20 protein-coding genes are annotated in these 24,527 nt (G+C 53.8%); 9 read left to right on the plus strand and 11 right to left on the minus strand.

Going from position 1 to position 24,527, the window contains the following annotated elements; translation table 11 throughout:
* The first annotated feature begins 85 nt into the window (after window positions 1-85).
* Entirely contained in the window at window positions 86-1,486 is a 1,401-nt protein-coding gene (gene lpdA, locus BM258_RS18115) for a dihydrolipoyl dehydrogenase (RefSeq protein ID WP_090074642.1), read from the plus strand.
* Window positions 1,487-1,606: 120 nt separating this feature from the next.
* Here the strand turns inward: lpdA and BM258_RS18120 are convergent, their stop codons facing one another.
* The 3 genes from BM258_RS18120 to fsa all read right to left on the minus strand — a co-directional run bounded on the left by BM258_RS18120 (window position 1,607) and on the right by fsa (window position 4,044).
* Window positions 1,607-2,017, minus strand: coding sequence for a hypothetical protein (locus tag BM258_RS18120; protein WP_090074643.1), 411 nt, complete (start codon window positions 2,015-2,017; stop codon window positions 1,607-1,609).
* A gap of 233 nt (window positions 2,018-2,250) precedes the next feature.
* Window positions 2,251-3,234: a tyrosine recombinase XerC gene (locus BM258_RS18125; RefSeq protein WP_090074644.1), complete on the minus strand. Its 984-nt coding sequence runs from the start codon at window positions 3,232-3,234 to the stop codon at window positions 2,251-2,253.
* A 156-nt stretch (window positions 3,235-3,390) separates the two neighbouring features.
* On the minus strand, window positions 3,391-4,044 hold the full coding sequence (fsa, locus tag BM258_RS18130; protein ID WP_090074645.1) for a fructose-6-phosphate aldolase: 654 nt from the start codon (window positions 4,042-4,044) through the stop codon (window positions 3,391-3,393).
* 164 nt (window positions 4,045-4,208) lie between these two features.
* On the opposite strand from fsa, the gene BM258_RS18135 reads away from it, so the two are divergent.
* The 8 genes from BM258_RS18135 (at window position 4,209) to BM258_RS18170 (ending at window position 16,524) form a co-directional block, all read left to right on the plus strand.
* Window positions 4,209-6,425, plus strand: a complete 2,217-nt coding sequence (locus tag BM258_RS18135; RefSeq protein WP_280141788.1) for a primosomal protein N' — start codon at window positions 4,209-4,211, stop codon at window positions 6,423-6,425.
* Between the two features lie 253 nt (window positions 6,426-6,678).
* Complete coding sequence (locus tag BM258_RS18140; RefSeq protein ID WP_175528149.1) at window positions 6,679-7,239, plus strand: F0F1 ATP synthase subunit delta; 561 nt, start codon at window positions 6,679-6,681, stop codon at window positions 7,237-7,239.
* A complete protein-coding gene (atpA, locus tag BM258_RS18145; RefSeq protein ID WP_090074648.1) occupies window positions 7,239-8,768 on the plus strand; it encodes a F0F1 ATP synthase subunit alpha in 1,530 nt (509 codons plus the stop codon). Before BM258_RS18140 ends, atpA begins: the two co-directional genes overlap by 1 nt.
* 30 nt (window positions 8,769-8,798) lie before the next feature.
* The gene (locus tag BM258_RS18150) at window positions 8,799-9,686 is read left to right on the plus strand and encodes a F0F1 ATP synthase subunit gamma (protein WP_090074649.1); all 888 of its coding nucleotides are present in this window, start codon (window positions 8,799-8,801) and stop codon (window positions 9,684-9,686) included.
* Between the two features lie 23 nt (window positions 9,687-9,709).
* Entirely contained in the window at window positions 9,710-11,140 is a 1,431-nt protein-coding gene (atpD, locus tag BM258_RS18155) for a F0F1 ATP synthase subunit beta (RefSeq protein WP_090074650.1), read from the plus strand.
* A 39-nt stretch (window positions 11,141-11,179) separates the two neighbouring features.
* Window positions 11,180-11,584 (plus strand): F0F1 ATP synthase subunit epsilon, encoded by a 405-nt coding sequence (locus BM258_RS18160; RefSeq protein ID WP_090074651.1) that lies wholly within the window; start codon window positions 11,180-11,182, stop codon window positions 11,582-11,584.
* A gap of 364 nt (window positions 11,585-11,948) precedes the next feature.
* Window positions 11,949-14,039 carry a methyl-accepting chemotaxis protein gene (locus tag BM258_RS18165; protein WP_090074652.1) on the plus strand — a complete coding sequence of 697 codons (2,091 nt, stop codon included), beginning with the start codon at window positions 11,949-11,951 and terminating at the stop codon, window positions 14,037-14,039.
* A 376-nt stretch (window positions 14,040-14,415) separates the two neighbouring features.
* Complete coding sequence (locus tag BM258_RS18170) at window positions 14,416-16,524, plus strand: methyl-accepting chemotaxis protein (protein ID WP_139229311.1); 2,109 nt, start codon at window positions 14,416-14,418, stop codon at window positions 16,522-16,524.
* 105 nt (window positions 16,525-16,629) lie between these two features.
* Here the strand turns inward: BM258_RS18170 and BM258_RS18175 are convergent, their stop codons facing one another.
* The 8 genes from BM258_RS18175 to BM258_RS18210 form a co-directional block, all read right to left on the minus strand.
* Window positions 16,630-17,133 (minus strand): RNA pyrophosphohydrolase, encoded by a 504-nt coding sequence (locus tag BM258_RS18175; RefSeq protein ID WP_090074654.1) that lies wholly within the window; start codon window positions 17,131-17,133, stop codon window positions 16,630-16,632.
* 10 nt (window positions 17,134-17,143) lie between these two features.
* Window positions 17,144-18,259 carry a divergent polysaccharide deacetylase family protein gene (locus tag BM258_RS18180; protein WP_090074655.1) on the minus strand — a complete coding sequence of 372 codons (1,116 nt, stop codon included), beginning with the start codon at window positions 18,257-18,259 and terminating at the stop codon, window positions 17,144-17,146.
* A gap of 58 nt (window positions 18,260-18,317) precedes the next feature.
* Window positions 18,318-19,706 (minus strand): S41 family peptidase, encoded by a 1,389-nt coding sequence (locus BM258_RS18185; RefSeq protein WP_090074656.1) that lies wholly within the window; start codon window positions 19,704-19,706, stop codon window positions 18,318-18,320.
* Window positions 19,703-21,172 carry a murein hydrolase activator EnvC family protein gene (locus BM258_RS18190; protein WP_139229312.1) on the minus strand — a complete coding sequence of 490 codons (1,470 nt, stop codon included), beginning with the start codon at window positions 21,170-21,172 and terminating at the stop codon, window positions 19,703-19,705. Before BM258_RS18190 ends, BM258_RS18185 begins: the two co-directional genes overlap by 4 nt.
* 120 nt (window positions 21,173-21,292) lie before the next feature.
* Window positions 21,293-21,778, minus strand: a complete 486-nt coding sequence (rlmH, locus tag BM258_RS18195) for a 23S rRNA (pseudouridine(1915)-N(3))-methyltransferase RlmH (RefSeq protein WP_342029361.1) — start codon at window positions 21,776-21,778, stop codon at window positions 21,293-21,295.
* A gap of 88 nt (window positions 21,779-21,866) precedes the next feature.
* Window positions 21,867-22,247: a ribosome silencing factor gene (gene rsfS, locus BM258_RS18200; RefSeq protein ID WP_244544762.1), complete on the minus strand. Its 381-nt coding sequence runs from the start codon at window positions 22,245-22,247 to the stop codon at window positions 21,867-21,869.
* Window positions 22,248-22,418: 171 nt separating this feature from the next.
* Window positions 22,419-23,063 (minus strand): nicotinate-nucleotide adenylyltransferase, encoded by a 645-nt coding sequence (locus BM258_RS18205; RefSeq protein ID WP_090074660.1) that lies wholly within the window; start codon window positions 23,061-23,063, stop codon window positions 22,419-22,421.
* Between the two features lie 66 nt (window positions 23,064-23,129).
* A complete protein-coding gene (locus BM258_RS18210) occupies window positions 23,130-24,395 on the minus strand; it encodes a glutamate-5-semialdehyde dehydrogenase (protein ID WP_090074694.1) in 1,266 nt (421 codons plus the stop codon).
* Between the last annotated feature and the right edge of the window lie 132 nt (window positions 24,396-24,527).

A 24,527-nucleotide genomic window follows, 5' to 3' on the forward strand; every position in this document is an offset into this window, starting at 1 on the left:
CGGGGCCGGTGTGCCCCGTTTTTGATATTCGAGTTTGGTTTTTGCCAACACTCCATCAATCCAGCATTCTTCAGGAGTGAATGAAATGTCTTATGATATGGTCGTGATCGGTACCGGCCCTGGCGGATATGTTTGCGCGATTCGAGCCGCGCAGTTGGGCATGAAGGTGGCTGTGGTCGAAAAGCGCAGCACCCATGGTGGGACATGCCTGAATGTTGGCTGTATCCCTTCAAAAGCCCTGCTGCATGCCTCGGAACTGTTTGAGGAAGCTGGCCATGACTTTGCCAATATGGGCATCAAGGTTGGCAAGCCGTCTCTCGATCTGAAGGCCATGATGGGCCACAAGCAGGCCGTGATCGATGGTAATGTTGGTGGTGTCGACTTCCTGTTCAAGAAAAACAAGATCGATGTCTTTCATGGCGCAGGCAAGATCCTTGCTGCGGGCAAAGTGGAAGTCACGCCGGAAACCGGCGAGGCACAGACCCTTGAAGCCAAGGCAATCGTGATTGCCACCGGTTCTGATGTTGCGCCGCTGCCGGGCGTTGAAATTGACGAAAAACAGGTTGTTTCTTCCACCGGTGCACTGGAACTGGACGAGGTTCCGGGCAAGCTTATCGTGGTCGGGGCCGGTGTTATCGGTCTTGAACTGGGCTCTGTCTGGCGTCGTCTGGGCTCGGAAGTAACCGTTGTCGAGTTCCTTGATCGCATTTTGCCGGGTATGGATGGCGAAGTGGTCAAGAATGCTCAGCGCATCTTCAAGAAACAGGGCTTTGACTTCAAGCTGAGCACCAAGGTGACTGGCGTTGAAAAGAGCAAGAAAGGGGTCAAGGTAACCCTTGAACCTGCCAAGGGCGGGGAAGCATCCGAGCTGGAAGCAGACATCGTTCTGGTGGCAATCGGGCGGCGTCCTTATACCGAAGGTCTTGGCCTTGAAGAAGCCGGTGTTGCTCTGGATGAACGCGGTCGCGTGGCGACTGATGGGCATTTCAAGACCAATGTTGACGGCATCTATGCCATTGGTGATGTGATTGCCGGTCCTATGCTGGCGCACAAGGCTGAAGATGATGGCGTTGCGCTGGCTGAAACTCTGGCCGGGCAGGCCGGTCATGTGGATTATAACCTTGTTCCGGGCGTTGTTTACACGATGCCGGAAATCGCCGTTCTGGGGCAGACCGAAGAACAGCTCAAGGAAGCCGGTATCGCTTATAATGTCGGCAAATTCCCTTTCACGGCGAATGGTCGCGCCAAGGCACAGCGTCATACAGACGGTTTCGTCAAGATTTTGGCTGACAAGACCTCAGACAAGGTTCTGGGCGTGCATATGATCGGTGCCGGTGTCGGTGAAATGATCCATGAAGCTTCTGTTCTGATGGCCTTCTCAGGGTCTGCTGAAGATCTGGCTCGCACAATTCACGCACATCCGACTCTTTCCGAAGCAGTCAAGGAAGCCGCTCTGGCGGTCGATAAACGCCCGATCCATATGTAGTCGGGCGGCTCATGCCGCTGATATCGTCTTTGAGAATATACAAAAGGCCGCTCTCTATCAGGGCGGCCTTTTTGCTGGATTGGGATGTCCGGATCTTTTCTCGGGTGCAGACAGTATTGGCTATTTGCGCCAGAGAACAAAAGACCGTGTGGTGTTTGCTTTGCGCGGATCATGGAAATCGTCATAGACGGTGGCGTCCATGCGTTTGCCATTGATGGACACGGTTACCGTGCGCCTTGCGAAAAAGGTGTTGTAGCCAACCGTCAGGCTGGTCGAGCTGCTTTGGTGGGCAATGGACCGTCCCCATGTGCAATCGCGGGGTGCGCATGCGGTGTAGGCTTTCACCTGAATATGGGGAACGGTGCGTGCGTTGCAGATTTCCTTGATTTCGAGCTTGGTGAGATCATATCGATGACCGGCAAATGGATTCTCCCAAGTACCGAGCGTTTGAGAGTCAACGCATTCGCCAGCTTGCGCGATGCTCGAAGCAAATAGCCTCAGTAAAAATACTAAAGCGGCGCGATATACCATTTGGCTCCTCCTCCGATATATCGTTTGATTGCCAAAACAGGTAGTTTCTCGACGTGAAGAACGCCTTTTGTAAAGTATAGACTAAATGTGTTACGTTGCAATTAAGAAAAATAATAGAAAATTAATTCTTAGTCGTATCTAATTTATTGAATTTAAATTCATCTATTAAGCGGATCGCAAGCGAGAGCTTTGCAATCTTTGTTAGAAGAAATTCTTTTTACTATGGTTGATGCTCAGGAACGTGGGTGCGCTTTTTGATAGATTTGCATTAGCTCAGACATCTCCACCTCGGTATAGGCTTGTGTTGTTGAAAGGCTGGCATGTCCCAATAGTTCCTGAATGGTGCGCAAATCGCCACCGTTGGCCAGAAGGTGGGTCGCAAAAGAGTGACGCAGGGCGTGCGGTGTTGCGCTGTCGGGTAACCCGAGTGCTCCGCGCATGGAGGCTATGGTTTTCTGCACGATGCGTGGATTAAGGGCGCCGCCGCGTACGCCTCTGAAAAGCGCTTCATCGGGCTCCAGATCGAAGGGACAAAGAGAGAGATAGTGCTGCAGAGCCGACTGCACGACGGGCAGTACCGGAAGTCGCCTTTGTTTGCCGCCCTTGCCGGTTATGGTCATGGCGTCCTGTCCGGGCAGCGGAGCGCTGTTCGGCGTCAGCGACAGGGCTTCTGAAATACGCAGGCCAACGGCATAAAGCAACAACATGATGGCGCTGTCGCGAGCTGTCACCCATGGTTCATCGGAAAGGGACTGGCCTGGATCGACCAACTGGCTCGCCTTCTCTTCGCTGAGTGGCTTGGGCAGCGAGCGGGAATATTTAGGCGTCTGGATGGCGTTGAACGGCGCGCTGGAGGCCAGCCCCTGTTCTTCCAGATATCTGACAAAAGAGCGGATGCCAGCCATGCCGCGCGCCAAAGAACGTGAGCCTGTGCCCTGTCGACGACGCTCGGCCATATAAGCGCGAATATCGGCCGGTCTGAGGCCGGGAAAATGCGGCAGGTCCGAGACCTCGCCCATATGCCGGGTCAGAAAGGTGAAGAACTGGTCGAGATCGCGATCATAGGCTTCCAGCGTTGCTGCTGAGAGGCGGCGCTCGCCTTCAAGGCTCTTGAGCCAGCGTCTTTGTTTTTCGCGCAGGGTCGGCGTTGCGATGATAAGGGGGGCATCGCTGTTGACCTGCTTTCTTGTCTGCTTTTTGGCCTGATTGCTAGGCATGCTGCCGTGTCTCATTCTGTCGCGCCCGAGGCGGGATGGGCGCTTCGGGTATGATACTTGGGGAATCAAAAATCCCCGGTGCTGGTGGTCTCAGCATCGGGGATAAAATTTACACAAGCTTTAAGGCAGAACCGGGTCCGCCTTCGCCTCTGTTGATTACAGGATGGACTGACCGGTGGTTGCCCAGTCTTTCATGAAGGCTTCGATGCCTTTGTCGGTCAGGGCATGGTTTGCGAGACCCTTGATCACTGCTGGCGGAATGGTTGCCACATCGGCACCAGCAAGCGCACATTCCTTGACATGGTTGGCATTGCGGATGGACGCAGCCAGAATTTCGGTTTCGAAGCCGTAATTGTCATAGATGGTGCGAATATCTTCGATCAGTTCCATGCCGTCGATGTTCAGATCATCCAGGCGACCGATGAACGGGGAAATAAAGGTTGCGCCAGCTTTTGCAGCCAGAAGAGCCTGGTTGGCAGAGAAGCACAGGGTTACGTTGACCATGTGGCCTTCGTCGGTCAGGGCTTTACAGGTTTTCAGGCCATCGATCGTCAGGGGAACCTTGATGGCAATGTTGTTTGCGATCTTGAGAAGTTCTTTGGCTTCTGCCAGCATCTGGGTGGTTTCGAGTGCGGTGACTTCCGCAGAAACCGGACCATCGGTGATTTCGCAGATTTCAGCAATGACTTCTTTGAAGTCGCGCCCGGATTTCACGATCAGGGATGGGTTGGTGGTAACACCGTCGATCAGGCCAGTAGACGCCAGTTCGCGGATATCTTTTGTTTCGGCAGTATCGACGAAGAATTTCATTGTCTTTCGTGCTCCGTTTCCGTTAGCCATGCATGCGCGACTACCTGATTGGAAATCGCGGGCGAGGTACGATATGTTCAATAAACTATAGTACACGCATCGTCAGCCCACCTCTAAGGCGAAATCAATTTATTTGCTTCCTTCGTAAAGGAATAGGGATCATCTTGTCGTCAAAGCGTCAAATTGTGTCAGTTCTCGTCCCGGTTTATGTGGATAGTTGTTACAGTTATCGAGTGCCTGTCGATTCGCCTTCTTTGTTTGGCGATGAAACGGGGCGGGGGTTTGATGGGGGACTTGAGCCGGGGCAGGTGGTCAGGGTTCCGTTGGGGCCGCGCTCCGTGCTTGGCGTGGTGTGGGATGATCCCAGTGAATTTTCCGATGAAGCAAGGCTCAAGGATATTCAGGAAGTTTACCACGGGGTGCGCCTGTCTGAGGATTTCCGCAAATTTGTTGACTGGATTGCGCAATATACGCTGTCTCAGCGCGGCATGGTGCTGCGCATGGTGCTGCGCGGCGAGGATGCGCTGTTGCCGCCCAAGCCGGTTGCAGCACTCAGGCTGACGGGCGACGCTCCAGAGCGCATGACCAAGGCGCGTGCGCGTGTGTTGGAAGCTATAGAAGGCGGATTGGCTGAGACAAAGGCCGCCATCGCAGAGCGGGCTGGCGTCTCGTCATCGGTGGTTGATGGCTTGGTAAAGAGCGGGACACTCACTCAATGCCAATTGCCCCCTCCGTCCCTGATGGAGCCGCCGCAGGCTGATTTCGCACCCCCTGCCTTGTCTGACCTTCAGGCTGAGGCCGCTGAAGAAATCCGCAAGATTGTTGAGGCTCAGGTCTTCGAGGGTGTGTTGTTGGACGGGGTGACCGGTTCGGGCAAGACCGAGGTTTATTTCGAAGCTGTTGCCGAGGCGTTGCGTCAGGGCAAACAGATTCTCATTCTCGTGCCCGAAATCGCGCTGACAGATGCCTTTTTGCATCGCTTTGAAAGCCGATTCGGTGTGCGACCGGGGGAATGGCACTCCGGCCAGGCCCAGCGTTACAAGAATCTTGTCTGGCGCGGGGTGGCTACGGGCGAAGTGCAGGTGGTTGTCGGGGCTCGGTCTTCCCTCATGCTGCCTTTCCGCGATCTGGGGCTGATCGTGGTCGATGAAGAGCATGACGGTGCCTACAAGCAGGAGGACCGCGTCATCTACAATGCTCGGGATATGTCGGTGGTGCGCGGTCACCTGTCCGGTTTTCCCGTGATTCTGGCCAGCGCGACCCCGTCGGTAGAGAGTCGCAACAATGCTGATCAGGGGCGCTATAGGCACATCCGGTTGCCAAGCCGTTATGGCGGTCAGTCGATGCCGGATATTTCCCTGATTGATATGCGCGTCAATCCGCCCGAGAAGGGTAGCTGGCTTTCTCCTGTTCTCATTGATGCAGTCAACGAGACCATTGAAGCGGGGCAGCAGAGCCTGTTGTTCCTGAACCGGCGCGGCTATGCGCCGCTTACCCTTTGCCGAACCTGCGGGCATCGCTTTCAGTGCCCTAACTGTTCAACATGGCTGGTGGAGCATCGCTTCCGCAAGCAGCTTGTCTGTCATCATTGTGGCCATTGCGAGCCTGTTCCGCCTGCTTGTCCGCAATGCGGAGATGAGCATAGTCTGGTGGCATGTGGCCCCGGAGTAGAGCGGATTGCCGAAGAAGCGGCGACTCGTTGGCCGGATCACAAAATTGTTATTCTCTCCAGCGATCTCATACATGGGGTGCAGCAATTGCGGGCCGAGCTTGATCTGATCGCCTCGGGAGAGGCGGATATCGTGATCGGCACACAGCTGGTTGCCAAGGGGCATAACTTCCCCGGCATGACTCTTGTCGGGGTGATCGATGCCGATCTTGGACTTGCGCATGGCGATCTAAGAGCAGGCGAAAAGGTCTTCCAGACCTTGGCACAAGTGACAGGGCGGGCCGGGCGTGTGAAGGGGCAGGGGCGAGGCCTGCTTCAGAGCTATGTACCTGATCATCCGGTTATTGCTGCGCTTGCGAAAGGCGAAAGAGAAGAGTTTTACACATATGAGTTGGACCAACGTCGCAAAGCGGCTATGCCACCTTTTGGTCGACTGGCTGCTGTGATTCTGTCTTCGGAGCATCGCGAGGCCGCTCTGGCCTATGGTCGGGAGATGGTGAGGGCCGTTCCTCATGAGGAAGGGGTGCGGGTGCTGGGGCCCGCTGAAGCCCCGATTTCCGTGCTTCGTGGACGTTTTCGCTTTAGACTTTTGGTGATGGCTCCGCGCTCTTTTTCGCTGTCGCAATGGCTGCGTCGCTGGCTCGCGCAAAGCCCTAAAATCGCAGGATCTTTACGTATTCAGGTGGATGTAGACCCGGTTTCCTTCATGTAATCTTTTTGCTTATGCGAAGGGATGAAACTGTGTAGAACAGGCTCATAAGCCTGGTTTCACAGTACGATTTACGACTTATGGCTTTAACCGCAATGTTGCGCATGCTCATTCCATGTGCTAGACGAGCTAGCGGTTTCAGGGATTTATATCCCCGGACAGATGAGACAGACTTCCAGGGAAGATAAGGGCTTTTATTGGCTCATGTTTTCGCATTATGGTTGGGAGTATTCTCCAAATGTCAGAGAGCGACCAAGTGACAGATACAAATTCAGAAGTTTCAGGAGTGGCCGAACGTTACGCTCGCGCGTTGTTCGATCTTGCTCTCGAAGAAAAGGCAATCGATGCGGTGGAAGCTGATCTTGCACGCATTGAGGCCATCATGGATGAAAGTGAAGATTTCATGCGGCTTGTTGAAAGCCCTGTCTTTACTGCTGACGAGCAACTCTCGGCTGTTTCAGCGCTTTTGGACAAGGTCGGCATGTCCGGCACTGTCGGAAACTTTGTTCGTGTCGTTGCTCAAAATCGCCGGCTGTTCTCTCTGCCGGGAATAATTAAAGCTTTTCGCAAAATCCTTTCCATCCATCGTGGTGAGCAGGTGGCAGAAGTCACGTCCGCTCAGCCTTTGGGCGATGACGACTTGACTGCGCTCAAAGCGTCGCTCAAGGAAGCGTTGGGCAAGGATATTGCAATTCATGCCAAGGTCGATGCAGATATTCTGGGCGGCCTTGTTGTAAAAGTAGGCTCGCGGATGATTGACTCATCTGTGCGCACTAAACTCAACTCGCTCAAGATTGCACTGAAAGAGGTCGGCTGATGGATATTCGGGCCGCGGAAATTTCCGCAATCCTCAAAGAGCAGATCAAGAACTTCGGCACAGACGCTCATGTCTCCGAAGTTGGTCAGGTTCTGTCTGTTGGTGACGGTATCGCCCGCATCTATGGTCTGGATAATGTCCAGGCCGGTGAGATGGTGGAATTCCCTGGTGGAATGCGCGGTATGGCGCTCAACCTTGAAATGGACAATGTCGGCGTCGTGCTGTTTGGCGATGACCGAGGCGTTAAGGAAGGCGATGTGGTCAAAAGGACCGGCGCCATCGTTGACGTACCTGTCGGCAAGGGCCTTCTGGGCCGTGTCGTTGATCCGCTTGGTAACCCAATTGATGGTAAAGGCCCGATCGAGGCCGACGAACGCCGTCGCGTGGACGTGAAAGCGCCGGGCATTATCCCGCGTAAATCCGTTCATGAACCAATGCAGACAGGACTCAAGGCCGTGGACGCCTTGATCCCGATCGGTCGTGGACAGCGCGAGCTGATCATTGGTGACCGTCAGACCGGTAAAACCGCGATTGCTCTTGACGCGATCCTGAACCAGAAGTCGATCAACGACACTGGAGAGGAAAGCGAAAAACTCTATTGCGTTTATGTTGCTATTGGTCAGAAGCGCTCCACCGTTGCCCAGTTCGTGAAAACGCTGGAAGAAAACGGTGCGCTGGAATATTCGATCATCGTGGCTGCTACGGCTTCCGATCCTGCTCCAATGCAGTATCTGGCACCGTTTGCCGGTTGCGCCATGGGCGAATTCTTCCGTGACAATGGCATGCACTCGCTTCTGGTTTATGATGACCTGACCAAGCAGGCTGTGGCTTATCGCCAGATGTCCTTGCTTCTGCGTCGTCCTCCAGGGCGTGAAGCTTATCCAGGTGACGTGTTCTATCTGCACTCTCGTCTGTTGGAACGCGCTGCGAAGCTGAACGAAGACAATGGCTCTGGCTCCATGACCGCTCTGCCGGTTATTGAAACCCAGGCAAACGACGTGTCCGCGTTCATTCCGACCAACGTGATTTCCATTACCGATGGTCAGATCTTCCTGGAAACCGATTTGTTCTATCAGGGTGTTCGTCCTGCTGTGAACGTTGGTCTGTCCGTGTCCCGCGTGGGCTCTTCGGCACAGATCAAGGCCATGAAACAGGTTGCCGGCCCGATTAAGGGTGAATTGGCACAGTATCGTGAAATGGCCGCGTTTGCGCAGTTCGGGTCCGACCTTGATGCCACGACCCAGCGCTTGCTGAACCGTGGTGCCCGTTTGACCGAGCTTTTGAAACAGCCGCAGTTCTCACCTCTTCGGGTGGAAGAACAGGTCGCTGTGATCTATGCCGGTGTGAACGGTTATCTGGACACCATTGAAGTTAGCCAGGTTCGCTCGTTCGAAGAAGGTCTGCTTTCCGTGATGCGCAACGAGCACAAGGATGTGCTGGAAGCCATTCGCGAGAAGAAGGCTCTCGATGACGAAATTACATCTAAACTGAAGGCGGCGGTCGACGGTTTCGCAAAGAATTTTGCGTAACTTTGGACTGACGGGGAACGGAGGCTAATCATGCCAAGCCTTAAGGACCTCAAGAATCGTATCGCCTCGGTTAAGGCGACTCAGAAGATCACCAAAGCCATGCAGATGGTGGCGGCCGCAAAACTCCGTCGTGCCCAGAGCGCGGCGGAAAATGCCCGGCCTTATGCCGAACGCATGAGTGAGGTGCTGGCCAACGTGGCAGCGCGGTGTGCGATGGATGAATCGACACCAAAGCTGCTGGCAGGAACAGGATCTGATCAGACCCACCTGCTGTTGGTTTGTACCGCTGAACGTGGTCTTTGCGGTGGCTTCAACTCTTCTATCGCGCGTCTTGCGCGCGATAAGGCCCGTGCTTTGAAAGCTGCGGGCAAGACAGTCAAGATGATCTGCGTCGGGAGCAAAGGCTTTGACGCACTCAAGAGCGAATTTGGTGATGACATCATCGAAGTCGTTGATATGCGAGATTTGAAACATATCCGCTTCAGCGACGCAGAAGTCCGCATCGGACGCCCGATTTTGAACAAGTTCGAAAAAGGTGAATTCGATGTTTGTACGCTCTTTTATTCTCAGTTCCAATCTGTGGTGACACAGGTTCCAACTGCTATGCAGATCATTCCAGCTGTTTTTGAAGAGGTCGAGAGCGAAGGGTCTCATGCATCCGGTGCAGTATATGACTATGAACCGGATGAGGAAGAAATCCTTTTGGATCTTCTACCGAGAAACGTATCGGTTCAGGTTTACCATGCGCTTCTAGAAAATGGTGCTTCTGAGCAAGGTGCTCGCATGTCCGCCATGGACAATGCTACGCGCAATGCTGGCGAAATGATTGGCAAACTGGAAATGTCATACAACCGTCAGCGTCAGGCTCAAATCACGAATGAATTGATTGAAATCATCTCGGGTGCTGAGGCGCTCTGACGGCGATTGATGAGGACAGACGAATGGCAGCAAATGAAGCAGCTACCGGACGTATCACGCAGGTTATCGGCGCTGTTGTGGACGTCCAGTTCGAGGGTGATCTTCCACCGATCTTGAACGCACTTGAAACTGATAACAACGGTCAGCGCCTCATTCTCGAGGTAGCGTTGCATATGGGCGAAAATACCGTTCGCACCATTGCAATGGACAGCACCGAGGGGCTGGTTCGCGGCCAGGGCGTCTCCAATACCGGACGGGCTATTGCCGTGCCGGTCGGTGAAGAAATGCTCGGACGCATCATCAACGTTGTTGGTGAGCCTGTTGACGAAGCCGGCGAACTGGGCACCAAGCTGACCCGCGAAATTCACCAGCCAGCACCAACCTTTGTGGAGCAGTCCACCGAAGGTGAGATTCTGGAAACCGGCATCAAGGTGGTTGATCTGCTCGCGCCTTATGCAAAGGGCGGTAAAATTGGTCTGTTCGGCGGTGCCGGTGTGGGCAAAACCGTGCTTATCATGGAGTTGATCAACAACATCGCTAAAGCCCACGGTGGTTACTCGGTGTTTGCCGGTGTTGGGGAACGGACCCGTGAAGGGAACGACCTGTACTGGGAAATGATCGAATCCGGCGTGAACAAGGAAGGCGGCGGCGAAGGCTCCAAATGTGCTCTGGTTTATGGCCAGATGAACGAGCCTCCAGGAGCCCGTGCCCGTGTTGCTCTTTCCGGCCTGACCGTGGCTGAGCATTTCCGTGACGAAGGTCAGGACGTGTTGTTCTTCGTGGACAATATCTTCCGCTTCACGCAGGCAGGTTCCGAGGTGTCCGCGCTTCTGGGTCGTATTCCGTCAGCTGTGGGCTATCAGCCTACTCTGGCGACCGATATGGGCCAGCTGCAGGAACGTATTACCACGACCAACAAGGGTTCGATTACGTCCGTGCAGGCCATTTATGTGCCAGCCGATGACTTGACCGACCCGGCGCCAGCAACGTCCTTTGCTCACTTGGATGCAACGACGGTTCTGAACCGTGCGATTGCCGAGAAAGGGATTTATCCGGCTGTGGACCCGCTTGACTCCACCTCCCGTATGCTTGATCCGCGTATTATCGGTGATGAGCATTACGAAGTGGCTCGTCAGGTTCAGGAAACACTGCAGCGCTACAAGGCTCTTCAGGACATCATTGCCATTCTTGGCATGGATGAACTTTCTGAAGAAGACAAGATGGCGGTTGCACGTGCTCGTAAGATCGAGCGTTTCCTTTCTCAGCCGTTCCACGTTGCCGAGGTCTTCACTGGTTCTCCTGGTAAGCTGGTCTCTCTGGAAGACACAATCAAGGGCTTCAAGGGCCTTGTCAGTGGTGAATATGACCATCTGCCAGAAGCGGCATTCTACATGGTTGGTTCCATTGAGGAAGCAACCGAAAAAGCCGAGAAACTCGCAGCAGAGGCCGCTTAAGCGGCTTCTTCCCGGCGGAGAAGGAAGTAGGTACACATCATGGCTGAAGCTTTTGGTTTTGAACTTGTGTCTCCCGAGAGACTGGTTCTTTCCGAATCCTGTGTCTCTGTTCTGGTTCCAGGTACAGACGGTTACTTCACCGTGCTCAATAACCATGCTCCTGTTATTTCCACGATTGCTCCGGGTATCCTGGAAGCAGAACTGGAAGATGGCAGCAAACGCGATATCTATGTTCGCGGTGGTTTTGCCGATGTCAACGACGCGGGTCTGAAGATCCTCGTCGAACAGGCGCTTCCGGTTGAAGAGCTGGACCATGAGAAGATGGCTCAGCTGATCAAGGACGCTGAAGAGGATGTCGCCGACGCGGAGACCGATGATCAGCGCAATGAGGCTACTTTGCGCTTGGCTCGATTGCAGAAGATTCAGGTTGCTGTCGCTCAGTAATTGAACAAGACATTTACAATCAAGAAGCTGCGGATGGTTTCATTCGCGGCTTTTTTTATGTCTAATACTTGAATCGAATAAGTATTTACATCATTGATGTTTTTTCCAATATTGTACGCCCTTAAACAAAGAAGCGCCTTTTGTCGTAAAATATATTGTGGAGTAAAATTGCCAATAGCGGGTGATACAATTGTGCAATTATCTGAATTTATTGATTTTTATTTTTAAACCTGAGGTGGCATAGCCTAATGGGGTCCCGCCTTTTCCTTGCGATTTAAAGATGCGTTAACTCCCGAAATCAATCCTAGAGGAGGGTGGAATGTGTTGCGAAACACGCATAGGCGTCGCTTAAGGGAAGTAACAGATGACTACGAACGAAGAAATCACAGATCTCGCAGGGGGGCGCGGTCGCAAAAAGGGGCGGAAAGCAAGTAAACCGATGCATTGGCTTAAGCGCCTCAAAATTGGCCATCGGATCTTTCTTGGCTTTCTTGTCGTGATCGCGGTTCTTAACGGCGTATCCTTCTTTGCCGGTCAGGCATTGAACAGACTTGATACGAGTTTTGAGAAATACGGTGATTTTGCGGGTGATTCCATTATTGCGACGCAGCTGCAGACACAGCTGGTTGATCTGCAATTGTCGGCGCGTGAATATCTTTCGCAACCGAGCAAGAAGAATGTTGATCGTTTCAAGCAGCGTTATGCTGACCTGCGGCAACTCCTGGCCACGGCCAATGACGAAATTCAGGATCCCGAACGGGTCAAGCTGCTGGAATCGATTGATTTCAACGTTGAGGACTACGATATCGGCTTTGATACGCTTGTCGCACTGATGAACAAGCGTAACGAGCTGGTCAATAAGACACTTGCTGAAATCTCGGATGATATCGACACAAAGATTGACGCGATTGATAGCACAATTGCCAATTCCCTCGATCTTGGCTTGAGCATCTATGCTGTCGATATTCGGGAAAGCATGCTGCTTGCACGCGTCAATCTGATGAAATTCATCGATGATGGTAAAGAAGACAGCTTGGCCGCTGCTTCGAACCATCTTGACGCGTTGCGTTCAGCGGTTAGAAAAATCCGGGATGCAACGGTGAATGAGGACCTGAAGACAGGCCTTATTCGTTTGTCGTCAAGGGTGGATGACTATAAAAGCATGATGGCGTCTTTGCAGAATACCATTGCAGAGCGCAATATGGTGCGAGAACAAACTTTGGACACCCGGGCAACAGAAATTCTGAAGGCTTCAAGGGAGATTGTTTCGACTGTATCTTCCGATAGTGATGCGGTTGAGGCGTCTGTTAAAAGCAATTTCGAAAGCACGACGAAGATGCTGGTTCTGGCAACGATTCTTTCCGTGTTGGTTGGTATCGGCTGTGCCTTGTTGATTTCACGCGGTATCACAAAACCTTTGCTGGCGATTACGGTGGCTATGAAGCAATTGGCATCGGGACAGCTCGACTTGGATGTACCGGGCAAGGAGCGGGGCGATGAAATTGGTGAAATGTCCGCTGCCCTGGAAGTGTTCAAGCAGAATGCGCTTCGCACGAAGGAGTTGGAGCAAACACAGGAAGAAAATCAGCGCCGAGCGGAAGTTGAAAAACGCGCAATGATGGGCAAGATGGCCGATGACTTCAACGAGCATATCGGCGGGATCATCGATACCGTGTCCAATGCGTCTGAAGAGCTCAGTTCCAATGCTCAGGCAATGGCAGACGTGTCCGAGCAGACTGAAAAGCAGGTCTCAGAGGCTTCAGTGGCCTCCGCCCAGACTTCGGGCAATGTACAGACGGTTGCGACTGCAACAGAAGAGATGACCAGCACGATTGGTGAAATCAGTTTGCAAGTGCAACAGGCGTCCGGTTCTGCGCGTGATGCGGTCACCAAAGTGGATGCGACAAACCAGATGATGGAGATGCTTGCGCACAATTCCAACAAGATTGGTGAAGTGGTCGAAATGATTTCCAAGATTGCGGAACAGACCAATCTTCTGGCTCTCAATGCGACCATTGAATCGGCGCGTGCCGGTGAGGCAGGCAAGGGGTTTGCTGTTGTAGCCGGTGAGGTCAAGGCGCTGGCGGGGCAAACTGCCAAAGCGACCGACGAGATTGCCCTGCAGATTAACGAAATCCAGACGGCGACCGAAAAGGCCTCCTTATCGATGCATGATGTCAGTCAGGTTATCCAGAAACTTGACGAATTTACGGCCACAATTGCCTCCGCCATGGAACAGCAGAATTCTGCTACGAGCGAGATTTCGAGTTCAATCCATCAGGCTGCGCAAGGGACGGAAGTTGTCGACAACAGCATCAATTCGGTCTCCAAGGCGTCGCAGGAAGCCTCGCAGGCATCGTCACATGTCATGGTTGCAGCGCGAGAACTGGCGAAACAATCCGACTTCTTGAAGTCGGAAGTTCAGAGCTTCATTGCTCATGTCCGGGAGGGATAGTCCTTCTCAGAAAACCTGATTGAGAAAGGCCGTGTATGTTGTGCATGGCCTTTTTTATATTGTATTATTATATGAAACTCTAATATAGATTCAAAGGTAACTTACAAAATATAATATTTGTAAATAAAACTTTTAGCCGAAGTTAAATAGGTTTTGGACATTTTGGTTTTGTACGAATGTGTGTTGTTTGTAGACTATTGGATATAGAAAATTTTTTAACAATTTATAAATTTAAATTAACGTTTACATTCAATTCGTTAATGTCATTAAGTTTTCATACACTGAAAATTAACCAATTGTTAACCATGCTCAACAAGTCTTGAGGTTGTCTTCTGATTCAACTCATCTGGAAGTGGATGCTCTGGGGGAACTTGGCATGTCTATACAATCAACTGGGGGTAGTCCCTCTCTTGTTAGTGCTCCGTTGATTTCTCCGGGCGCTTCGCAAAAGAGGGGCTTTTCCTTTTTCCGAAATGTGAAAATCGGTGCGAGGATTTATCTGGGCTTTGCCATTGTGCTTTGCCTTCTGGCCGGTCTGACGATTTACGGGAATTCGAAACTGACTGGTCTGGAAGGGCGCATCGTAATCTATGGTGACAAGGCGGGCGATGCTCTTTTGCTATCCGATATGCAAAGAGCCGTGACGGAGCTACAGCTGGCCGCTCGTGAATATGTCGGAACCTCGTCTCCGGAAGCCGCAAATGAAGCCGAGAAGGAGTATAAAGCTCGTTTTGATGTCATCCAAACCCTGATGGTCGACGCGCATGATGAATTGCAGAAGCCAGAACGTGTGGCTTTGCTCAACAAAATCGAGGGCAGACTTGGTGCTTATAGAGACGGGTTCACCAACATCATGCGGTTGAAGGAGGAATCCCATCATCTGCTCTATGACATCCTTGCGCCTACCGGAGACATTATCACGGGTTCCTTGCATGGCATCCACGAAGGCGCTTATTCCAACAGTCAGCTATCCTTGCTGAACAAAATCGGAGATGCGCAGGAAAGCATGTTGCTCGCACGGCTGTCGGTCATGAAATTCTGGTCCGATGGAGAAAGAGAAGCTGCCGTGAAGGTGACCCAGTATCTGGCTGAGCTGGAAAACAAGCTGGTGCAAATGCGTGGGGCGATCGTGGGGGATCAGGATCAGTTCAAGCTGGAGCTGGCGCTTAAGAACACCCAGCTTTACCAGTCATCAGTCCAGAAGATGGTTGATGCCATCGAAGAGAGCCAGCGTATCAGACTGGAAACCCTGGACGATGGTGCGAACGAGATCATGGCTGCCGCCAAGGCCATTACAGTCTCTGCAAAGGCTGAAGAAGAGAGCACACAGGAAGGCGTAAACAAGCAAATAGACGACTTCCACTTCATGCTGCTAAGCGTCGGGGCTGCTGCTTTGATTGCTGGTATCGTGAGTGCTTTCGTCATCGCACGCGGTATCACGAAGCCAGTCGTGGCGCTGACTTCGACCATGGGGCGTCTGGCGCATGGTGAGCTGGGCGTTGATGTGCCCGGCGTGGTGCGCGGTGACGAAGTTGGCAAGATGGCTGCTGCGGTGGAAGTCTTCAAGCAGAATGCGATCAGAGCGCGTGAGCTGGAGGCCGAACAGGAAGAGCAGAAGCGGCGCACCGAGCAGGAAAAACGGCAGATGATGATGGCGATGGCCGATGATTTCGATGCGCATGTCGGCAGTATTGTTCAGACTGTTTCGGCTGCGTCCACCGAACTAAACGCCAGCGCCAAGTCGATGTCTGATGTCTCCGAACGGACAGCCAAACAGGTGACGGACGCCTCCGCAGCCTCACAGCAGACTTCGGGCAACGTACAGACGGTTGCCACGGCAACTGAGGAGATGACGAGCACGATTGGCGAGATCAGCGAGCAGGTGCTTCAGGCATCCAAATGTGCGCGTGATGCGGCTGGCAAGGTGACCCAGACAACGGCCCAGATGGCCACGTTGGCCGAGACGTCATCCAAGATTGGCAAAGTCGTGGAAATGATTTCTTCCATTGCCGAGCAGACCAACCTTCTGGCGCTTAACGCGACTATCGAATCTGCGAGAGCTGGAGAAGCAGGCAAGGGGTTTGCCGTGGTGGCTGGCGAGGTCAAGGCGCTTGCTGGGCAAACGGCCAAGGCAACAGAAGAGATTGCCAAACAGATTGGCGAGATCCAGACCGCTTCGCGGGATGCATCCACCTCCATGGATGAAGTGTCTCACGTCATCCAAAGCCTCGATGAGATTTCGGCCGCCATCGCATCGGCGATGGAAGAACAGAATGCGGCGACCAAGGAAATTTCAGGCAGCGTGTTCCACGCCGCTCAGGGAACCGAGGTTGTCAGCGAGAATATCCAGCATGTTTCGAAAGCTTCGCAGGAGGCCGCGGCGGCGTCTGCTCAGGTGATGGGGGCCGCAGACGAGTTGAACAAACAATCAGCTCTGCTCAAGTCCGAGGTCGACAAGTTCATGGAGCAGGTGCGCAATGCATAATTGGTGAGCGAGCAACGATAAGAAAAGTCCCCCAACATCTTTTGAGGCTGCGCGGCGCAGCCTCTTTTTTATGGGCGGCTTGCGGCTGACTGGTCCGCTACCCAGTCAGGCTGCCAGATCGGCGAAGGCCTTGACGACATCCAGATAGACATCGCGTTTGAAGGGGACGATGAGATCCGGTGTTTTGGCCAAGGCCTCCCAGCGCCAACCTTCAAATTCCTGCGGATGTTTGCCCTTGGCGGGATTGATCACTTCAATCTCGGATTCATCGCCTTCGAAGCGGAAGGCAAACCACCTTTGTCTCTGGCCCTTGAACTTACCAATTTTGCCAGCCTTCACCACGTGATCGGGAAAGTCATAATACAGCCAGTCTGGCGCCTCTCTGATAAGCGATACGGACTTGATGGAAGTTTCCTCGTAGAGCTCACGGATTGCCGCCTGGAGGGGCTCCTCGCCCTTGTCGATGCCGCCTTGGGGCATTTGCCAGGTGTAGTTGCTATTCTCAAGTTCGGAGGCGCCATAGCGGTTGCCGATCCAGACCTTGTTTTCATGGTTGAACAGGCAGATGCCCACGCAATCGCGATAGGGCAGATTATCTTTTTTGGCCATCTTGGATGCCTTATTGATTCAGGAGTGTGGTGACGGGCACCAGTGCGAAGCCGCGTTGCCGCAGGGACTGGGTCCAGTCGGAAATGGATCTGATCGAGGTGGGGAAGGCCGAGGCAACACCAAGCGCCGTGCCGCTTTCCTGCGCGATGGATTCGAGCTGAACAAGGCGGGTTTCAATGTCCGAGGGGCGGCCCCGGAAGTCGATGACAAGATCCGAGCGCAGATTGGGAATGCTCATCTTGCTAGCAATGGTATTGAGATGGCTGCGGCCTGAAGAGCCATTCTCGACATAGAGAAGGCCTTTATTCTTCAACTCGGTCATGAATTCCGAGCCCGCCAGCTCATCGGAGGCAAAGCGGGCGCCCATATAGTTGATGACGCCAACATATTGATCAAAGCGCTCTAACACCCAATTGAGATTGGCCTTGTTCGCCTCGGCATTGGCCGATGTCAGAAGGGTATGCGGGCCGGGGTCGTTGTTGGGATAGTCAAAGGGTTCCATGGGAACCTGCACGAGCAGTTCATGACCTTGACTGCGTGCCTTGCGTGTCCAGCGCGAAAGACTGTTACCATAAGGGGCAAAGGCCAGAGTTATATCCGGCGGGAGCAGGGTCAGGGCTTCTTCTGTCGTTGTTTGAGACAGGCCGAGGCCATCCACGATAATGGCGATTTTGGGTAATCCGGCAATGGCGTCCGTGTTGATCGGGCGGGCAAAGGCTTCATAGGGCACTGTGCCGTTGGTTGCCGTAGCCGAATTCAAGCTGGGGTCGGCAGGGTCCAGCACGCGAATCTCGTCAGACGTATTGGCGTTTGCCGGCATGGCTTGTTCAAGTTGGGGCGAAGGAGAATCCTGTTGATCGGGGCGGGCCGTTTCGGGGATACCCGGCTTGATGCTGGGGCGAATGCCAGAAACTCCAATACGGGAATTGGAATCGATCGAAGCGTTCAGGTCAACCTCTTGGGTTGGCAATCCCCCATCGGGATTGTCTGCCAGCATGATCACGGATGTAAGACCAAGCAGAACCAGCGCCAGCAACCCGAAGGAGCCAAACATGAACAACCGGCTTATTCCGGATGCTTCGCTTTGATCTTGGCCCAGAGGCTTGCTCAGATCACTCGCCGCCATGATCCGTCTCCTCAAAAGAGGGTTAAGGTGGGCTGTTCAGCCCACCCTTGATAGTGCTCTATTCTGTTTCCCCTTTGGGAGGGAATGCTTCATTGGTGATTTCACCGCGCATCAGCTCAAGAGCGAACTGAAGCTGGGTGTCTTTTTCAGCTTCAACAGGCACATAGGATGGGGAATAGGCTTCCTTTTCATCCTTTGCTTCTTCGCCGGTATCCTCTTCTTCACCAAGCAGTGCATCGGTTGCTGTTTCGCTTTCGCCTTCCGCTTCCAGATGCCCTTTCAACGTGGCTTCCGTGGTCGTCGTCTGCGGGAACTTGTCCTTGAGGTCGTCAGGCAGTTCCTGTTTGACGAAAATATCCGGCACAATACCCTTGGCCTGAATGGACGTGCCAGACGGGGTATAGTAGCGCGCCGTGGTGAGGCGGATGGCGCCATTGTTGGAGAGCGGGATGATGGTCTGAACCGATCCCTTACCAAACGACTTGGAGCCAATGAGCGTCGCGCGGTGATGATCAGCCAGAGCTCCGGCAACAATCTCGGATGCGGATGCAGAGCCGCCATTGATCAACACAATAACCGGATGCCCCTTGGCCAGATCGCCAGCGCGGGAATAGTAGCGCTTGACTTCTTCCTTGTTGCGACCACGGGTGGAGACGATCTCGCCTTGATCAAGGAAGGTATCGGCTACCGCGATGGACTGATCCAGCTGACCGCCCGGGTTGGACCGCAGGTCGAGGATGTAGCCCTTGATCTTGTCTTCGCCGATTTCTTCTTCAAGTTTGCCGATGGCATCAGTCAGTCCGGCAAAGGCCTGACCGTTGAATTGGGTGATGCGAATATAGCCGACATCGCCCTGTGCCTTGAACTTGACCGAGGTCAGCTTGATAATTTCGCGCGTGATTTCCACTTCGATCGGCTTTTCGACATTTTCGCGTACGATCGTCAGCTTGATCTTGGTGCCAACCCGGCCGCGCATCTGGTCCACAGCTTCACTGAGGGACATGCCGCGCACGGGTTTGCCATCCAGATGGGTGATATAGTCATCGGCCAGAATGCCTGCGGCATGGGCCGGGGTGTCGTCCATCGGAGAGATGACCTTGACGACGCCCTTGTCCATGGTCACCTGAATGCCCAGTCCACCGAATTCGCCTTGCGTTTCAACGGTCATGTCTTCGAAGCTGTCCGGAGACATGTAGCTCGAATGCGGGTCAAGGGAGGTGAGCATTCCGTTGAGGGCTGAAGCGATCAGCTTGTCGTCATCGGGTATCTCGACATATTCGCGTCGTACGCGTTCGAACACATCACCAAACAGATTCAGCTGGCGATAGGTATCCGAACTTGCGGCGTTGGCGGTGCCAGTCGCCTCCCAAGAGGCAACTGAAAGGGTCACGACCAGACCAGCTCCCATGAGAGCGCCGATTAGCAATAGTGAAAGTTTCCGGATCATCCGTCTGCCTTTTCCTTCAAATCTGCTGTCCACCATGGTGAAGGATCGATCGCAACACCATCTTTTCTCAATTCAATATATAAAACTGGCCGCGAGGCGCTTGCATCCAGTAAATCGCTGGAAGCCAGTCTTGTCTGCTGCATCTTTCCTACAGGTTCATTGGCCAAAACAAAACTCCCTACTTCGGGATATACTTCGTCCATTCCTGACAGAACGATATGGTAGCCGCCTCCGGCATTGATAATCAAGAGTTTCCCAAACGAGCGGAAGGGGCCTGCATAGACAATCCAACCATCGGCCGGGCTTGAGACCTGTGCGCCAATGCGTGTCGCAACCGACATGCCCTTGGTTTGGCCCCCAAATCCATCATCATTGCCATAGGCTTTTAAAATTGCACCATTGGCAGGTAAATGCATAAGGCCTTTCATCTTAACAAAAGGTATGGCAGGAGAAAGGCGAGCGGCATCTTTTAATGCGGCTATTTTCTGCTTTTTTGTCTCAATTTCCTGCTCAATGGCTCTTTTCTCGGCTTCCTGCGCTTCTTTAACGGCTATGCGGGCCGCTTCGATTTCCTGCTCCATGCCATTGATAAGCTGTTCAAGTGTTCGGGCTCTTGCGGCCAGTTCGGATGTTTTCTGCTGCTCCTGCTCTGCCGCCTGAGCGGTGGTTGCTTCCTGCGTCTTTTTCTTCTCAATCAGCAGGGCAAGGCGCTCGTTTTCTTCTTGAAGGCTGGCGAGGCTGGATTGCAGCGCGTCCTTTTCTTCTTCGATATCTTTGTGTAATCGGATCAGTTCTGCCAGCTGGGTCGCCAACGCGTTGGCCTCTACCCGGATTTCGGGAACCAGCGTGGAAAGAAGAATGGCAGAGCGGACGGCATCAAGGGCTTCATTGGGGCGAATGACAAGGGCTGGTGGCGGATTTCGGCCAATTCTTTGCAACGCAGCAAGGATTTCAGAGAGGGAATCCCGTTCTTCGGCAAGAGAAACTTTCAGCTGCGTCTGGTCTTCAAACAGCACTCTTAGCCGATCTTCGCGCTGCGAAATGGAGCTTTCCAGATTGGAAATGCGTTCGCCGGTGGCGATCATATCGCCCTGAATGGTCTCCCGATCTGATTTCAGCTGGTCGATTTCCGCGCTCAGCTCTTCCTGTCGCTTTTGGGAGAGAGCGATGCTGGATTCCAGGCTCGCAAGGGCCTCTTCCTGATCCTTGCGTGCCTTCAGACGCGCTTGCAGCGCCCGTTCAGCCTGCTGTTCGGCTTCGGTCTTCTGCGGCGGCTCTTTTTCCTCTGTATCCGGGATCGACGTTGCTGAATTGGGTGCAGGGGTCGGAAGCGGTTGAGCATCCTGGGCTAGCCCAGTTTGTGATATCAGGGGGAGCAGAGTGACAACCGCAAAGGCAAGGCCGAGGAACGACCTTGTGCATGACTTTGTTCTCAGAGTGGGTCTGCTTGCCTTTTTGTCTCGCACCCGAATCACCTGTTGCGCCGATTTGTCTGCAATTTAGTGCATGCCCTTGACGGGTGGAATCGTCTATGCGTGAAAAGGCTGCAATTATCGACCTTTTGTGTCGACTTTTGGACGGACAGCTCAGCTGCGATGATAAGGATGGCCCGAGAGAATGGTCATGGCGCGGTAAATCTGCTCGGAGAGAAGAATGCGCGCGATCTGGTGTGGCCATGTCATGGCGCCTAGTGCCAGCTTTGCATTGGCTGCACCAAGCAGTTTCTGCCCATGCCCATCAGGTCCGCCAAGGCAGAAGGCCATGGCCGGTGTGCCCTGATTGCGTTCCCTGTCGATCAGCTTGGCAAAATCTTCGCTGGACATGTTCTTGCCATGCTCATCCAGCGCGACGATGAAGGTGCCCGTTGGCAAGGCGGCCAGAGTCTGCTCGGCTTCCTGCTCCTTGCGCTCGGCAGTATTTCGGGCACGGCTTTCGGTGAACTCTTGGATATCAGGACCATTCAGTCCCAGATTTCTGCCAGCCTTCTGGGCCCGGTCCTGATAGCGCGCAACGAGATCCGTTTCGGGGCCAGCCTTTTGCCGCCCGATAGCGCTGATTACAAGCTTCATCATCCTCTTTCCGGCTGGTCTCTTCGGGGTATCTGGCCGATTTGGATATCGGTCAGACCGTCATATCAAGAGACCAGTCTGTCAGACGGGATTACAGATCTTCGTCTGCGTCCGCGGCCCACATCTTTTCGATGTTGTAGAACTCGCGTACTTCTGGACGGAAAATATGAACGATCACGTCGCCGGTGTCGATCAGCACCCAATCGCAATTGGGCAGACCTTCCACATTGGCGCTGCCAAAGCCATTGTCCTTGAGGTCTCTGAGGAGACGATCAGAAACGGCACCGACATGTCTGTGGGAACGACCGGATGTGATGACCATATAGTCGGCAAGTGCGGACTTGCCGCGCAGATCAATTGACAGAATATCTTCGGCCTTGGCTTCGTCAAGGCTCGAGAGGATGACTGCGAGCGCCTGTTCAGGATCCTTGCGACCCGAAACGAGACGGATGGGAGACGGACCTTCTGGCATGATCTCCATTTGTGCTGCGGTGGACAGGAATATACCTCTTGAATCAAACTGCAGACAGTTTCTCTCCCGTTCATCAGCCGATCAGGGTGGATGAACGGACATGGACAGGGCCAAGACTGATCTCGGATCGAATCTTCGCCCCATAAGAATAAGTCATGCTATGTGACATTTTCAAGGCTCTTGCGCGTTATGCGTGCCTTGGGCTTTCGTGCTTTGCCTTAGTGCGGTGGAAGATAATTCCGAGCGCGGACCATAAATGAAGGTCCAAACCGGACATTGCGCAGTCGCGAGTGTCGCTTCCTTGCGAGAAGGAAGCCGCGCCCATGCAAAATTCCGCGCTGCCAGTGCGTTAAGCGGTGAGAGACTGTAGCCGGGACGGTCTATAATGGCAACAGGGATTCTGTTGAAAATATCTTCCCAGCGTTGCCATTTGTGAAACTGCTTAAGATTGTCCGCCCCCATCAACCAGACCAGATGCGCCCCTTTTGATCGTGTGCCTAGCCAGTCCAGTGTTTCTGCGGTGAAATGCGTGCCTGCCTTGGCCTCAACCCCGGTGATATCGATGCGGGGGTGATCCATGAGGCGTGCTGTGTCAGTCAGTCTTGTTTTAAGGGATGGCAGTTCCCTTATATCTTTCAGCGGGTTGCCCGGTGTGACCAGGCACCAGATACGATCCAGCTGCAGGCGTTTGAGCGCCGTGAGAGCCACGTGCCTGTGGCCCTCATGAGCTGGGTTGAAGCTGCCTCCGTAAAGGCCGATGCGCATGCCCGGCGCGACGAGCGGAAGATCATGAGGATAAATGCGGGATCGTGTCATCGCGTCAACCGACTGGAAAAGAGGGATGGGGCAAAGGGCCAAATCCGTGTGGATGAGATGTTGAAATCAGGGGCGTGTCTGCCCTGATCCATGCACTCGGTATTTGAAACTGGTCAATTGCTCCAGTCCAACCGGTCCGCGCGCATGCATGCGGCCTGTTGCAATGCCGATTTCTGCGCCCATGCCGAACTCGCCACCATCGGCAAATTGGGTGGACGCATTGTGCATAACGATGGCGCTGTCCACTTCCTTGAGGAACTTATCGGCGGCCACGGTATTCTCCGTGATGATGCTCTCGGTGTGGTGCGAACTATATTGAGCGATATGGTCGATGGCGGCATCGACACCGTCCACGATCTTTGCCGAGATGATGGCGTCGAGATATTCGGTTGACCAATCCTCATCGCTGGCGAGGTCTGCTGCCGGTAGAAGAGCCTTGATTTCATCGGTGCCGCGCACCACGCAGCCCGCCTCGCTGAGGGTTTGCAGCACGTCCTTGCCGATGGTATTGGCAATGGAACGATCAATCAGCAAAGTCTCGGCGGCACCACAAATACCGGTGCGGCGCATCTTGGCATTAAGCGTAATGGCCTTTGCCTTTTCAGGCTCGGCTTCCTTGTCGATATAGATATGGCAAATGCCTTCCAGATGGGAAAAGACGGGTACCCGCGCTTCAGATTGCACACGCCCGACCAGCCCTTTGCCGCCGCGGGGAACGAGCACATCGAGGTTGCCATCTAGCCCCTTGAGCATTTCGCCCACAGCAGCCCGGTCTGTGGTGGGGACAATCTGGATGCAGTCTGCTGGCAGACCGGCACTCTCAAGCCCTTTGGCCAGACAAGCATGGATGGCGCGGGAAGAATGATAGCTGTCAGAGCCACCGCGCAAAATAGATGCGTTGCCCGCTTTCAGACAGAGCGCTCCTGCATCTGCGGTGACATTGGGGCGGCTTTCATAAATGACGCCGATGACGCCGAGCGGGGTGCGTACACGCTCGATATGCAAACCGTTGGGGCGATCCCAACCGGTGATGATGGTGCCGACAGGGTCGGGTAGGGAGACAATGGCATCAAGGCCCGCAGCGATGGCTTCGATGCGGTCGGCGCTCAGCGTAAGACGATCGAGGAAAGCCTCGGTCATGCCATCTTCCTTGCCCTTGGCAATGTCTTTGGCATTGGCCTCCAGAATGGATTGGACATCCGCGCGCATGGCGACAGCTGCCTGACTGAGGGCTGCGTTCTTCTGCTCCGTCGGGGCATTGGCCAGATGGCGCGCTGCCTTGCGGGCCTTGGCCCCCAGCGCGGTCATGATTTCGGTAACAGTCTCTGTCATATCATTCATGGCGAGTCCCCCTTCGGGAAAGTGACTTTATGTCTGCGGATATAGGCGTTTGGCGGATTTTCGGCAAGGTGTCTTGCCATACGCGCTCTCAGCTGTCTTTGGCTTTACGGGGTTGATGGTTGC

It is taken from the genome of Cohaesibacter marisflavi, from assembly GCF_900115225.1.
In the GTDB taxonomy this organism is placed as follows: Bacteria; Pseudomonadota; Alphaproteobacteria; order Rhizobiales; family Cohaesibacteraceae; genus Cohaesibacter; species Cohaesibacter marisflavi.

What these genes read in the sequence shown, in the direction of transcription:
- lpdA (WP_090074642.1), top strand. Translation starts at nt 86, where the DNA reads ATGTCTTATGATATGGTCGTGATCGGTACCGGCCCTGGCGGATATGTT.
- BM258_RS18120 (WP_090074643.1), bottom strand. Translation starts at nt 2,017, where the DNA reads ATGGTATATCGCGCCGCTTTAGTATTTTTACTGAGGCTATTTGCTTCG.
- BM258_RS18125 (WP_090074644.1), bottom strand. Translation starts at nt 3,234, where the DNA reads ATGCCTAGCAATCAGGCCAAAAAGCAGACAAGAAAGCAGGTCAACAGC.
- fsa (WP_090074645.1), bottom strand. Translation starts at nt 4,044, where the DNA reads ATGAAATTCTTCGTCGATACTGCCGAAACAAAAGATATCCGCGAACTG.
- atpA (WP_090074648.1), top strand. Translation starts at nt 7,239, where the DNA reads ATGGATATTCGGGCCGCGGAAATTTCCGCAATCCTCAAAGAGCAGATC.
- BM258_RS18150 (WP_090074649.1), top strand. Translation starts at nt 8,799, where the DNA reads ATGCCAAGCCTTAAGGACCTCAAGAATCGTATCGCCTCGGTTAAGGCG.
- atpD (WP_090074650.1), top strand. Translation starts at nt 9,710, where the DNA reads ATGGCAGCAAATGAAGCAGCTACCGGACGTATCACGCAGGTTATCGGC.
- BM258_RS18160 (WP_090074651.1), top strand. Translation starts at nt 11,180, where the DNA reads ATGGCTGAAGCTTTTGGTTTTGAACTTGTGTCTCCCGAGAGACTGGTT.
- BM258_RS18165 (WP_090074652.1), top strand. Translation starts at nt 11,949, where the DNA reads ATGACTACGAACGAAGAAATCACAGATCTCGCAGGGGGGCGCGGTCGC.
- BM258_RS18170 (WP_139229311.1), top strand. Translation starts at nt 14,416, where the DNA reads ATGTCTATACAATCAACTGGGGGTAGTCCCTCTCTTGTTAGTGCTCCG.
- BM258_RS18175 (WP_090074654.1), bottom strand. Translation starts at nt 17,133, where the DNA reads ATGGCCAAAAAAGATAATCTGCCCTATCGCGATTGCGTGGGCATCTGC.
- BM258_RS18180 (WP_090074655.1), bottom strand. Translation starts at nt 18,259, where the DNA reads ATGGCGGCGAGTGATCTGAGCAAGCCTCTGGGCCAAGATCAAAGCGAA.
- BM258_RS18185 (WP_090074656.1), bottom strand. Translation starts at nt 19,706, where the DNA reads ATGATCCGGAAACTTTCACTATTGCTAATCGGCGCTCTCATGGGAGCT.
- rlmH (WP_342029361.1), bottom strand. Translation starts at nt 21,778, where the DNA reads ATGATGAAGCTTGTAATCAGCGCTATCGGGCGGCAAAAGGCTGGCCCC.
- rsfS (WP_244544762.1), bottom strand. Translation starts at nt 22,247, where the DNA reads ATGCCAGAAGGTCCGTCTCCCATCCGTCTCGTTTCGGGTCGCAAGGAT.
- BM258_RS18205 (WP_090074660.1), bottom strand. Translation starts at nt 23,063, where the DNA reads ATGACACGATCCCGCATTTATCCTCATGATCTTCCGCTCGTCGCGCCG.
- BM258_RS18210 (WP_090074694.1), bottom strand. Translation starts at nt 24,395, where the DNA reads ATGACAGAGACTGTTACCGAAATCATGACCGCGCTGGGGGCCAAGGCC.